This is a genomic window from Wolbachia endosymbiont of Oedothorax gibbosus, from assembly GCF_936270145.1.
Lineage (GTDB): Bacteria > Pseudomonadota > Alphaproteobacteria > Rickettsiales > Anaplasmataceae > Wolbachia.
Genome location: NZ_OW370537.1, coordinates 1,026,128 through 1,038,534, shown reverse-complemented (window position 1 = coordinate 1,038,534; position 12,407 = coordinate 1,026,128). Strand labels below are relative to the sequence as shown.

Sequence of the window (12,407 nt, the reverse complement as noted above, 5' to 3'; positions counted from 1 at the left end):
ATGAGCATATTCTCCTCCACTTCTTTATCTCTTCTCCTTCGTTTTGACGCTTAGGTATTTTTTCTCTTTGTTGTCATATCATCTGGATAAGGTCACTATGCAAAAGACCCAATAATATGTATAATCTATAAATAATTTTTGAGGTAAATTATGAAACTAGGCGTTAACATTGACCATGTTGTAACTCTTCGTAATGCGCGCGGAGCTTCCTACCCAGATCCACTCAAAGCAGCAGAAATAGCCATTGACGCTGGAGCAGACTTTATTACTGTACATTTACGAGAAGATAGAAGGCATATTAGAGATGAAGACGTATTTAACCTAAAAAAAAGCATTAGCACTGAGCTAAATCTTGAAATTGCAGCCACGGAAGAAATGCTAAAAATAGCAAAAGGAGTAAAACCCTATTCAATTTGTATAGTACCAGAAAAAAGAGAAGAATTAACAACCGAAGGTGGCCTGGATATCGTTAAGATGTACAGCAAACTTTCTAGTATAATAGAGGAAATGCATAGCTCTGGTATAAAAGTCTCACTGTTTGTCGATCCAAATATTAATCAACTAAAATATCTTGAGAAGCTAGAGATAAAGCCTGACATAATAGAAATTCATACAGGAGATTACTGTGATAATCCATCAGAGAAAAAGTTACAGTTAATTACTAATGCTGCAGAGTACGTCAATAAATTAGGAATAGAATGCCACGCAGGACATGGCATAACTTATAAACACGCTAAGAAGATGACAAGAATACCTCACATCTCAGCTCTTAACATAGGCCACTATTTAATTAGCGAAGCTGTATTTTACGGCTTACACAGCGTAGTAAAAACAATGAAAATGACAATGTCTAACTAACTGCTGTTTTTTCCTTCTCATTTAAAATACTTAAAAGAGCTTGGCTTGCTTTAAATTTTACCCTTGTCTTTTCAGGAACAGTCATGATCTCACCATTTTGGGGGTTACGACATTGTTTCTCCTGACTGATAGCAGTAGAAAATGTTCCTATTCCATGCAAACGTATTTCACCTTTTCCATGCAGCTCATCCTTTATTATTTTAATAAACGCATCATGAATCTTGCTCAAATCAGATTTTGTTATATCTATATTCTGACCAGAACAATCTTCCTTTAATTGTTTTATTATATCTTCTTTACTCATAAATTACCTTAATATTGAAAAATCACACAAATAGCATATTATGTTGACACCGATAGTCAACTAAATTCATCACAAAAATAGAGGATATCATACACTTTTGCAAATATTTGTATAATACTTACAAAAAAACACCACTATAAAATAACTATCTCTTAGAAAATTGACACTTTTTCCGAGCTTTATGTTGACCATATTTCTTACGTTCAACAACACGTGAATCTCTAGTTAAGAACTCACCATTACGTAATATAGAATGCAAATCTTGGCTTACGCTACTTAAAGCTCTGCTTATTCCATGAGCTACAGCACCTGCTTGGCCAGATAGCCCTCCACCTTTTACAGTTGCAAATACATCATATTTGTCTAACGTAGAAGTTGCTACAAATGGCATTTTCACTATTTGGCACACTGACTCTCTTTTAAAATAAGAAATTAGGTCGTCTTTTTTGTTAACACTAAATTTTCCACTTCCTGGCTTTATCCATACTCTTGCTACAGATTCTTTTCTTCGGCCTGTAGCATATAAACGACCAAGCGAATCAACTGCTGATTTAATTGTCTTTTCTGACCAATCATTGTTATTTATTGTAGAACTCTTCATTTTTACTCCATTACTTTTTATTTTTACGATTCAAAGAGGCAAAATCTATCTTTTCAGGTTGCTGCCCTTGATGCTTATGCTCTGAACCAGAATAAACATACAAATTTTCAAAGCGTCTACGTGCCATAGGCCCATCATCAAGCATCCTTTTCACTGCCATTTCTATTACACGCTCAGGAAATTTGCCATTTAAAATATTATCTGGAGTAGTTTTCTTCAAACCACCAGAATAACCTGTATGCTTATAGTAAATTTTATCTTTAAGCTTCTTCCCGGTGAAATACACCTTTTCTGCGTTAATAATAATTACATTATCGCCACAATCCATATGAGGTGTATACTCAGGTTTATGCTTTCCACGTAATAGTGTCGCTACAAATGCTGCGAGCCTTCCTACCACTAATCCTTCTGCATCTATGACAAACCACTTTTTATTGATTTGTTTCTCTTTTAAGAAAAAAGTCTTCATTGTAATTTAACTAAACAATAGTAAGCTATGATATACTTAATTTCTCAATAGTGTCAACAATATTAGTTATTGATTATTAAAGTAATTTATGTTAGTAATTGAGCTGCGCAACCAACATGCACAGGAAGTAGAATGTTTCGATTGATTATTACACTTGCGATCATTTTTGGTACTATAAGTTGCTATGCAACCGATGTAGGAGAAGTTATAAGCAAAGCGATCAAAAATAGCTCAAAAATAAAGTCTCAATTTTACCAATATAAAAGCGCAGAAAAACATTATAAATCCTCTGGGTTAGCTGGATTTTTACCTGACATTAGTTTGCAATACAATTTTGATAGTAATTTTAATATTGTTAACAATTCACAAGGCTCTGGAAAACGCCTGATATTAAGCCAAAGGATAATAGATGGCGGTGGTACCTTTGCCACATTCAGTCGATCAAGCCATCTTCTCAAAGCAGAAAAGATGCGATTTCAGCAATTAAAACAAGAGCTTGCACTTAATGCTGTGAAAGCATATGTTAATGTTTTACAAAAGACAGAAATATTAAAGCTTAGAGAACATAAAGAACGCGTTTCTTTGGAACATTTGTCAGCTATGAAAAAACGCTTTTCCCTTGGAGAGGTAACCAATGCTGAAGTTTTGTTAGCAAAAGCAAAATTTTCATCTTCTATATCCGAAAGAGTTGATGCTGAAGGTAAATTAAAGTTGGCAAATATTGCTTATTATCATTTGATTGGCGAAGATGCTGATGACCTTTCTGAAGCTAATGATAAACTACCTTCTGTTCCAGAGCTAAATGAATGTCTACAGTTAGCAAAAACCAATAATTTATCTCTAAAAGCAGCAGTTTATCAAAAAAGAGCAGCTGGAATGGAAGTGGTTGCTGAAAGCTCCAAGTGGCTTCCTTCTTTAAATCTAAACGCAAGCAAAAATTTTGGGGGGGATGGTATGAAGGTAGACAAACTATTAGAAAATGTTCATGTAGTTTTTACTCTTGATGTTCCAATCTTTAAGAGAGGAGTTAATGCTTTTGGTGTCAGTAAAGCTAAAATGGATGCAAAAAAATCTACCTACGATTATTATGAAACAGTAAAAAATATAGAACAAGCAGTTGTAAATGCTTGGAATAATGTGCTGACAGCAAAGGCCATTATTAAGGCAAGTCAAGAAGCGGAAAAAGCAGCAGCTTTAGCATTGGAAGGAGTTGAACAAGAGGTAAACTTAAGTTTAAAGAGTACATCTGACCTTTTGGACACTGAAGATGCATTATTTAAAGCACGTTCAGACTTAGTTGAAGCAAAAAGCAATTATGTGATTAGTGTTTACAACTTGCTTTTTATGATAAATAGTATAAACCTCTAAATTTAATGGTATTAGCACTATGTATGATGAACAAGGCAATCAATCTGTAAAAGATATCCTAGAAGATATAAAAAAAGCTATATCGGGTAAAAACGCGAGTAACGATAAAGCAGAAATAAAGGATGAAAATGATGATGTACTATACCTTGAGGAAGAGTACCTAGAAGACATGGAAGAAGATGGCAAAAAAGAAAATGGTAAAGAAGAGGACATTGATAATGATGACCAAAGTGAGGAAATGGCTTACAACAATAACCAATTTAATGGCCATAGCTGCAATTCAGAAGAAAAAAAAGATATTTATTTGTACGATAACATCCAAATGAGTAATAACAAAACGAGTAATAGCGGCTTACAAGCGCAAAATAACGATCATCTAATTTTAAAAGAGAATATGGAAGAGATCAAAGCGCTGCTTGGAAAAATGCAAAATGAATTGCAGCATAAACAACAAAAAAGAGCGAATCTTACTGTTGAAGAATTAGTTACATCTCTTTTAAAACCTCAGCTCTCAGAATGGCTGAATAAATATCTACATGCACTGGTAAAAGAAGTAGTTGAAAAAGAGCTCAAAGATATAATCAATAATAAGTAGGGTATTAGCAATAAAAACTAGAGTAAAGACGGCTAGAGGCAGAAAACTATCTTCAACAAGGTGGCTACATCGTCATTTGAATGATCAGTATGTGCGAAAAACTAGCAAGGATGGTTATAGGTCACGCTCAGCATATAAGCTGGTAGAAATGGATAATAAATTTAAATTATTTCAAGAAGGGCAAAAAATTATTGATCTTGGTGCTTCTCCTGGTGGATGGTCACAAGTTGCGTCTCAGAAAGGTGCAAATGTAGTTGCTCTTGACATGAAACCAATGAACGCAATTAATGGAGTAGAGTTTATACAATGCGATATTATCAATGAGCTTGAAATTTTAAGAGAAAAATTCAAGGATCAAAAATTTGATGTAATTTTATCTGACATGGCTCCCGAATCTTGTGGTTTAAAATCGTTGGATCATATCAGAATTATGCTTTTATGTGAGGCAGCGCTCAATTTTGCAAAGCATTTCTTGAGTCATGGTGGCACGCTTGTAGTAAAAATTTTCCAAGGAGAATCTGATAAAGATTTTTGTAACGAGCTAAAAAAAATGTTTAAAACAGTAAAATACTTTAAACCAAAGTCAAGTAGATCTGAATCTACAGAAATGTATTTGGTAAGTTTAGGCTTTATTGGCAGCAAACCTTCTTGACCTTATCCAGAAAAAGTAGAGAGAAAGTTAAGACGTTTTTGAAGTAAAATAAAACGTTTTTTCAAAGAGGTGTAATATGATAAATAGAAGAGAATACACAGCAGAATTTAAATTAGAAACTGTTAAGCTGGTTAAAAAAACAGTGACTGCCCCTTTCCACTCTGAGAAGCTATTATCTTCTCATGCTTCCAGCCAAGCAATAACTATTCATACCATCTGGGTAAGGTCATCTTTGTGTTCGAGGCAAAACCGGCTATAACATTTAACATACTGTTTTCGAAACAAATATTTATACAGCTATGGGTCAAACCATAGGATGACGGAGGTGAAGCTATAGCACATGTTCAATAGACTTCTTTCAAAATTCATGAAAGGAGCTCTCTATTGTGAATAGAGGCAATCAAATTAAATCTTAAGCCAAAACGTTTTCGTCGATTTCTATATCTGTCAGAAATGATTTTAAACCTTTTCAATAAGCCGATTACGTTTTCAACTACCACTCTTCGTATAGAGAGAGATCTATTTTCTGCTTTTTTCTCCTTTGATAAAGGATTCTTTTTTGATCTTCTATGTGGTAATTCAACATTTTTATGTATCTTTTGCATTCCTCTGTAACCAGAATCAGCTAGGATCTTAGTTTGCGGTAATATTGCTATCTTTGATTCTCTAAACATCCGAAAATCATGTTTTCTACCATTGGAGAAAGATGTACATACGACCTTTTTACTCTTCTTCTCTGTTACTATTTGTGTTTTTATAGTATGCCTTTTTTTCTTTCCAGAGTAAAAGCGCTTTTGCTTTTTTTTGGCCTTTCTACTGCTGTTTCAGTTCCATCTATTACCAAAACTTCGTATTCTACATTACTATTTAATAGATCTTTTTTTCCTGGTAATGCAAAATCTGGATGTTTTATTAATGTGTCTTCTACCCACCTTATTATTTTAAAACAGTTGCTTTCACTCATGCCATAACTTTGTCCTATATGAAAATATGTACGATATTCTCTCATATATTCCAGTGCCATAAGTAATCTATCTTCTATACAAAGTTTGCTTTTTCTTCCACTTCTAGCTTTTTTCCTTTTATCCTCCTCATCTAGAATTTCTACCATTCTCTTAAATGTTGATTTTTTTACCCCCGTTAAACGTCGAAACTTTTCTCCTTCTAACTTTTCTATTTCCTTATATTTCATGCTTCCAAATACTTGATCTTACTCTCTCTCCCTCAATTTTGAAAGAAGTCTAATGTCTGAAGATTTACAATTAAAGCAAACCACCTGGCCACGTGGAACTGACTTCAGTTCATCAGTTGAAACTTGATTTGAGCAGAGTATGCATTTTATTGTGTTGCTTGGAGTAAGTGAGTTATCAACAGCAATTCTATCATCAAAAACAAAACATTCTCCTTTCCAATTACCATTTTCATTACGAGTTTTTTCAAGGTAAGAAAGAATGCCGCCTTTCAGGTGGTACACATCGTTAAATCCAAGACTTTTCATATATGCTGTTGATTTTTCACATCTAATTCCACCAGTGCAGTACATAGCTACTTTCAGGTCTTTACTCTCAGAGAGAGACTCTGCCCACTGAGGAAAATCGCGAAAACGCTGAGTATGTGGGTTGATTGCATTTTTAAACTTGCCTAACTTCACTTCATACTCATTTCGTGTATCTATTACTAAAACGTCAGGTTGAGAAGTAAAATCATCCCAATGCTCTGGGTTAACGTATTTACCCCTAAGGGAAATATCAAGATTGCTTACACCAAGATTCACAATCTCTCTTTTTAATTTTACCTTCATCTTACTAAATGGTTGATATTCTGCTGCACTCTCTTTCCATGTAAGGTTCCTTAGCCTATAATCAGAATGTAGAAAATCAAACATTTCATCAATCGCGTTTCTTTTACCAGAGACGGTTGCATTAATACCCTCTTCTGCAAGGAGTATAGTACCCTTTAACTCAACGTTGTTGCATGCAGCTTTTATTTCGTCTTTCATGTCATAATAATTAGAAAGTTCTACAAAATGATAGAAAGTTGCAATGACGAAGCTCATGATTATTCACTTATCAACTAAAAACATGATATATAAAATTATAAAGATATTCAATAGTACGGCTGTTAATTACTGGATATCTTCAGTTTTTACATATAACATTTTAATATAAAATATAGATTCAAATTAATGTTTTTAAGAGTATTTAAAAATATATTCTTATTTCTAGTAAGTATATTATTCGTCTGTCCAATATTGTCATTAATATCAATTCTATTTACAGATACAGCAAATTCTGAATGGGTAATCAGCACACTTTTCCCTGAATATATACTGAGTACGTTAATTTTGATGATAGGAGTAGGGGGAATATCCTTCATATTTGGAGTAATTCCAGCTTGGCTCACTACATTTTTTTCATTTCCTGGAAGTAAAATTTTTGAGATTGCTTTATTCTTTCCGATATCGATTCCTGGATATATAGTAGCGTTCGTCTATGTAAATACGCTAGAGTTTTCAGGTCCGGTGCAGAGCTCATTAAGAGACATTTTAGATTGGAGCAAAGGTGACTATTGGTTTCCTGAAATAAGATCTCTAGGTGGTGGAATATTAGTAATGGGATTCAGCCTATATCCATACGTTTATATGTTAGTCCGCTCAAGTCTAAAGAATGTTAGTAACTCAGTCACTATTGCGTCAACACTTGGGTTCTCCTCATTGAAGAGCCTGTTTTCTGTCATCATACCCTCCATACGTCCATCGATTATAGCTGGGTTGTCTTTGGTACTAATGGAAGTAATTACAGATTTCGGCACACCACAGTTTCTTGCTATCGATACTTTTACGACGGGAATATATCGCACCTGGTTTTTACTGCATGACAAATATGCAACTACTGTTTTAGCAGTTGCAGAATTAATTTTCGTTGCGATACTAATAGCTATCGAAAAAAAACTACAAAAAAAAGGAATATCCTACTCTTCAATCAATACCAATTCAGATTATCACAACAAACGAAGTATAAGTGGCACTATACCATTGATCTTTGCTTATCTTATGTGTGTATTGCCGATATTAATAGGTTTTATTTTGCCAATGATTCCGCTCATATATTGGAGCATAGAGAAGGGGTTTTTCATATACGAAGCAAGATTCTATAACATAATAGCAAATAGCGTTAGTTTATCATTTATCACCGCATTAATCTCAATTAGCATTGCGATAATTATTGGATATACGGCGCGTAAAAATAAGGTAATCAATAATGTAGCACGTCTCATTTCTTTAGGCTACGCAATTCCAAATGCAATTATCGCAATTAGCATAATAATATTTTTAAGCAGAATATCCTCTTTCATTACTCAATATATTGTGGAAATTAGCTTGGTAGGAACTATTGGCGCATTAGTTTACTCATATTTATTTCGTTTTTTTGCTATATCTTTCAAGGCGGTAGAGTCAGGGCTCAAAAAAACACCAAATGAAATTGAGTGGACTGCATATACTATGGGTCATGGACCTATTTCCACATGTTTGAATGTTCATATCCCTCTCATCAAGAAGAGTATATTATCGGGATTTTTGCTCGTATTTATGGATACTATCAAAGAGCTCACAGCAACACTTATTATAAGACCATTTAATTTTGAAACTATATCAACTAGAATATATGAACTTGTAAGCGATGAGCGCTATAGAGAAGCTGCCCCATTTTCGTTAATAATAGTTATAATAGGCTTAATCTCTACAATAACCTTATTTACACTTGATGATAAGGATAAAAAATAAACGTAACCGTTCACAGATTTCCACTTAATTCTTCAATCTCACTAATAGAAAGGCCAGTAAACTTGACAATAGTGTTGACATCAACATTATTAGCAAGCATTGCTTTTGCGACTTCAATTTTCCCTTCAATTTTCCCTTCAATTTTCCCTTCAATTTTCCCTTCTTCTTTACCAATTTTTTTGCCTTTTTCAGTAGCAAGATCAAGTCTGTATTCAAGAATGGCTTCTTCTTTCCGTAGATCCATTATCCTTTCTTCGTAAGCTACTAAATCTTTTTCGTTCCAACGAAACTTGTCTAATTCATCATATGCTAGCTTTATTATTGGTGCTTTTTCTGCTATTTTCTGTAGATCTTCTTCTGTTGTTTCTTCTGCGTATTTAAAAAAGAAACACCACCTTTCTACTGTACTTTCTAGCTGTTCTACTTTACTTTTTGAAAATTTGGGCAATTCTATAAAGATAAATTGAAAATCTTTTAAGTAATGGCCGTTGGTTTTTATATCACGTATATTATGAGTAGAGATATAATCAACTTCTTTAGGAAGTAAGTTACAATTTGATATAGCAATAAAGAAAACTTTCTTTAAATCAATGTAGTTGCCAGATTTATCTAATTGTCTTGAGTAGGCTTTAGCGGCATATAATTGAGCGCGTTTTTCGAAGCCCTTGTCTCTAGCGAGCTGCATTTCTGCTATATATCTATTTCCGTGAGAATCCTTGCAGAGAACATCAACAATACTTTGTTTATCAGAGGCAACTTCGGGATCCATAATAGTGCTAAGAAACTCAACTTCTTGTATTGCATTTATCTCAGTAAACCCTAAAATATCGTTCAAAAAGTGGATCAGGATATTCTTATTTTTTTCCGTTCCAAAGATTTTTTTGAAACACAAATCATTGCGAGGATCGAGAAATTTTGAAAGAGCCATGGCAAAAATGCTTGAAAATATTAATAATTATACACTATTATTAACAATTATTCAACCATATTTTTGAAGATAGCTATGCTGCCGTGGCGCTAACAAGTAGCGGGATGACAGTTTTTCAAATTGTCGTAAGTCAGTTTAGCTATAGGCAGTAATTTTCTGTATTTATTTTAAATTGAAGAAAGCTCAAATGAAAGATCGTGTTTTGCTAAAAATCACAGAATGCAGTCTAATAGTGAGCAGTTACAAATAAACTATTTTGATAGTTAATGGGGTCTAGTTTTGATGTATGGACTATCCAAAGAAAAGGGTGGTATCATGACTTCAAAAACTTTTATGCTTTCTTCATTCAGAAATTCATACTTACCCTGCATTATTCCTGACGGTGCATTTAAGTATGTTCCACTTGTGTATTTAAATACCTCTCCAGATTTTATCACAGGTTGTTCTCCGATAACACCAACTCCGGCAATTTCATTTACTTTTCCCTTATAATCTATTATTTGCCAATGACGACTTAACAATTGAATAGTTGATTGACTTTTGTTTTTTATCTTAACGTTATACATCCATACATAGCAATTTTCATAAGGAATGGATTGCTCTTCAATGTAAATTGGTAAAACTGTAACTTCAACAAAGTTGGTAGTTAGTGTGTATTCTAGAATCATTATAGAATATTCATGATAAAAAATAGTATCCTAATTATATACTTTTTTCATAGATTTTTCAAGTATACTTTAATTAGGAAATATCAATTTATAGTATGAATGAACCAGATGCGCTTAGCAAAAAAGTAATAGGAATAATAGGTGGTGGACAATTGGGTAAAATGACTGCTATCGCTGCAACAAAACTTGGACAAAAAACACATGTTTTTGCCAGTGCTAAAGACGATCCGGCTTGCTCTGTTGCTGATGATTTCACAATAGCAGATTTCTCTGATAAGAAAGCTCTTGAATCTTTTGCACAGAGTGTGGATTTAGTTACTATTGAGTCTGAAAATATTCCATGTAGCGCAATTGATATCGATGTAAATTTTTATCCGGGTAAAAAAGCGTTACACATTTCGCAAAACAGATTGAGAGAAAAGGATTTTATTAAAAACTTGGGTATAAAAACTGCTAACTATAAGAGTATACAAAATTATAATGAGCTACTGAAAAGCAGTAGAGCTTTTGGCTATCCAACAAGGCTGAAAACAACAGAAATGGGTTATGATGGAAAAGGGCAATATGTGCTTAAGAATGATTCTGAAGTGAAGCAATTTGCTTCCTTTGATTGGAATACAGAGTACATTCTTGAAGCAAGTGTTGATTTACTGAAAGAGGTTTCAATAGTCGTTGCAAGAGATAAAAGCGGTAAAGTAGCTTTTTTCCCTATAGCAGAAAATTACCACGTTGACGGAATACTTGATACTTCAACAGTGCCAGCTAAAATAGATAGTAAATTAACTCAAGAGGTACAACGAGCTGCAAAGAAAATAGCAAATGCGCTTGATGTAATAGGAATTCTGGCTATTGAATTTTTTGTTACTAAGGATAACGAATTGTTAGTTAATGAACTAGCTCCAAGACCTCACAATTCTTGCCACTGGAGCTTGGATGCATGCAACGTTAGTCAATTTGAACAGCTGGTTAGGATAATATGCGGGCTACCTATGCAGGAAGTAGTATTACGCTTTCCTTGTATGACGAAAAATATAATAGGTAATGATATATATGATTCTCATAAGTATTTGAGTAACGAAAAAGCTAGTTTAACCATATATGGGAAAAAAGAGGTTAGAGATAAGCGTAAAATGGGACATGTCAATATAGATTTAAGTTAACAGTTTTTCTACGTTATACCGCCACAACTGTACGAACATTGTGATGTGAGAATAATCTCCGCCAGGAAGGGTGTCATCCCAGTGCCCAGACACTGGGATGACACCCTCTTGGATGGAAACCAGTGCCTGCTACTTGCATGACACCATTGAAAGAAATGAACCGCCTTTTCAAAATTGTTTTGAATAGAGAAATAACATTCACAAGCAAAATTTCATATTACCATTTTTTAATTTATGTATTATAATAAGCTTAATTTATAAGAAAAACAAAGTTGGAAGAACTAAGCAAAAACTGGGTGATAAGAACGGGAAGGTTTTTATCTTCATTCTTTTTTTTACTGTTGATTGCGCTATCAATACGTAGTTTTTTATTTGAGCCATTTCATATACCTTCTGGTTCAATGAAAAGCACCCTACTTGAAGGGGATTACATTTTTACTAGTAAATATTCATACGGTTACAGTAAACACTCATTTCCATTTTCTCCAAACATTTTTAGCGGCAGGATTTTTTACACCCCTCCAAAGCGTGGCGACATAGTAGTTTTCAAACCCACGAGAAATGACAGCATCAGGTTTGTGAAGCGAGTAATAGGAACACCAGGTGACAAAGTGCAAATGATAGAGGGAGAATTATACCTAAATGATCAGAAAGTAGAGCGAAGGCAAATTGAAAGTTTTTTTGATTATGAGTCAAATCGCAGCATACCAAGATATATAGAAACGCTTTTAAATGGCAAGGAGCATGAGATTTTGATAGATAACGTTTCTCATAAGCTATCATATAACATTCCGGTTTATTATGTACCTGATGATCAATTTTTTGTTATGGGAGACAATAGAAATAATTCTTTTGATAGCAGGTTTCCTGAAATTGGGTTCATATCAGCAGAAAATATTGTCGGGCGTGTGGGCATGGTTGGTTTATCATTTAAATTAGGAAAGGTCGATTGGTTACCATTTAATTTCAGGTTACCTGTTGCTCTGAGATTTGACAGGATATTGCATAAAGTTGTGTAAA

Annotated in this window: 14 protein-coding genes; 7 read left to right on the top strand and 7 right to left on the bottom strand. The window is 33.8% G+C overall.

Annotation, left to right across the window (positions count from 1 at the left end):
• Positions 1 to 150: 150 nt before the first annotated feature.
• Positions 151 to 858, top strand: a complete 708-nt coding sequence (locus tag NBW37_RS05065; protein WP_250295992.1) for a pyridoxine 5'-phosphate synthase — start codon at positions 151 to 153, stop codon at positions 856 to 858.
• Here NBW37_RS05065 and NBW37_RS05060 read toward each other — a convergent pair.
• The 3 genes from NBW37_RS05060 to rplM all read right to left on the bottom strand — a co-directional run bounded on the left by NBW37_RS05060 (position 851) and on the right by rplM (position 2,232).
• The gene (locus tag NBW37_RS05060; protein WP_250295991.1) at positions 851 to 1,162 is read right to left on the bottom strand and encodes an HU family DNA-binding protein; all 312 of its coding nucleotides are present in this window, start codon (positions 1,160 to 1,162) and stop codon (positions 851 to 853) included. The genes NBW37_RS05065 and NBW37_RS05060 overlap by 8 nt on opposite strands.
• Before the next feature lie 145 nt (positions 1,163 to 1,307).
• The gene (gene rpsI, locus NBW37_RS05055; protein WP_250295990.1) at positions 1,308 to 1,763 is read right to left on the bottom strand and encodes a 30S ribosomal protein S9; all 456 of its coding nucleotides are present in this window, start codon (positions 1,761 to 1,763) and stop codon (positions 1,308 to 1,310) included.
• A gap of 10 nt (positions 1,764 to 1,773) precedes the next feature.
• Positions 1,774 to 2,232 carry a 50S ribosomal protein L13 gene (gene rplM, locus NBW37_RS05050; protein ID WP_250295989.1) on the bottom strand — a complete coding sequence of 153 codons (459 nt, stop codon included), beginning with the start codon at positions 2,230 to 2,232 and terminating at the stop codon, positions 1,774 to 1,776.
• A gap of 132 nt (positions 2,233 to 2,364) precedes the next feature.
• Here rplM and NBW37_RS05045 point away from each other — a divergent pair, with 132 nt between their 5' ends.
• The 3 genes from NBW37_RS05045 to NBW37_RS05035 all read left to right on the top strand — a co-directional run bounded on the left by NBW37_RS05045 (position 2,365) and on the right by NBW37_RS05035 (position 4,847).
• On the top strand, positions 2,365 to 3,600 hold the full coding sequence (locus tag NBW37_RS05045; protein WP_250295988.1) for a TolC family protein: 1,236 nt from the start codon (positions 2,365 to 2,367) through the stop codon (positions 3,598 to 3,600).
• A 19-nt stretch (positions 3,601 to 3,619) separates the two neighbouring features.
• On the top strand, positions 3,620 to 4,195 hold the full coding sequence (locus tag NBW37_RS05040) for a PopZ family protein (protein WP_250295987.1): 576 nt from the start codon (positions 3,620 to 3,622) through the stop codon (positions 4,193 to 4,195).
• Positions 4,196 to 4,271: 76 nt separating this feature from the next.
• The gene (locus tag NBW37_RS05035; protein ID WP_250295986.1) at positions 4,272 to 4,847 is read left to right on the top strand and encodes an RlmE family RNA methyltransferase; all 576 of its coding nucleotides are present in this window, start codon (positions 4,272 to 4,274) and stop codon (positions 4,845 to 4,847) included.
• A 365-nt stretch (positions 4,848 to 5,212) separates the two neighbouring features.
• Here the strand turns inward: NBW37_RS05035 and NBW37_RS05030 are convergent.
• Both NBW37_RS05030 and trhO read right to left on the bottom strand, forming a co-directional pair.
• A protein-coding gene (locus tag NBW37_RS05030) for an IS5 family transposase (protein WP_250295841.1) occupies positions 5,213 to 6,039 on the bottom strand; the annotation gives its coding sequence in 2 pieces (ribosomal slippage) (positions 5,213 to 5,652 and positions 5,652 to 6,039; 828 coding nt in all).
• Positions 6,040 to 6,057: 18 nt separating this feature from the next.
• Positions 6,058 to 6,903 (bottom strand): oxygen-dependent tRNA uridine(34) hydroxylase TrhO, encoded by an 846-nt coding sequence (gene trhO / locus NBW37_RS05025; RefSeq protein ID WP_250295985.1) that lies wholly within the window; start codon positions 6,901 to 6,903, stop codon positions 6,058 to 6,060.
• A gap of 129 nt (positions 6,904 to 7,032) precedes the next feature.
• On the opposite strand from trhO, the gene NBW37_RS05020 reads away from it, so the two are divergent.
• The gene (locus NBW37_RS05020; RefSeq protein ID WP_250295984.1) at positions 7,033 to 8,631 is read left to right on the top strand and encodes an ABC transporter permease; all 1,599 of its coding nucleotides are present in this window, start codon (positions 7,033 to 7,035) and stop codon (positions 8,629 to 8,631) included.
• 10 nt (positions 8,632 to 8,641) lie between these two features.
• On the opposite strand, the gene NBW37_RS05015 is transcribed toward NBW37_RS05020, so the two are convergent.
• Both NBW37_RS05015 and apaG read right to left on the bottom strand, forming a co-directional pair.
• Positions 8,642 to 9,559 (bottom strand): Rpn family recombination-promoting nuclease/putative transposase, encoded by a 918-nt coding sequence (locus tag NBW37_RS05015; protein WP_250295983.1) that lies wholly within the window; start codon positions 9,557 to 9,559, stop codon positions 8,642 to 8,644.
• Between the two features lie 263 nt (positions 9,560 to 9,822).
• A complete protein-coding gene (gene apaG / locus NBW37_RS05010) occupies positions 9,823 to 10,224 on the bottom strand; it encodes a Co2+/Mg2+ efflux protein ApaG (protein ID WP_250297002.1) in 402 nt (133 codons plus the stop codon).
• A 98-nt stretch (positions 10,225 to 10,322) separates the two neighbouring features.
• Here apaG and NBW37_RS05005 point away from each other — a divergent pair, with 98 nt between their 5' ends.
• Together NBW37_RS05005 and lepB are read left to right on the top strand one after the other, a co-directional pair.
• A complete protein-coding gene (locus NBW37_RS05005; protein ID WP_250295982.1) occupies positions 10,323 to 11,387 on the top strand; it encodes a 5-(carboxyamino)imidazole ribonucleotide synthase in 1,065 nt (354 codons plus the stop codon).
• A 272-nt stretch (positions 11,388 to 11,659) separates the two neighbouring features.
• Entirely contained in the window at positions 11,660 to 12,406 is a 747-nt protein-coding gene (gene lepB / locus NBW37_RS05000) for a signal peptidase I (RefSeq protein ID WP_370273060.1), read from the top strand.
• Position 12,407 lies beyond the last annotated feature (1 nt).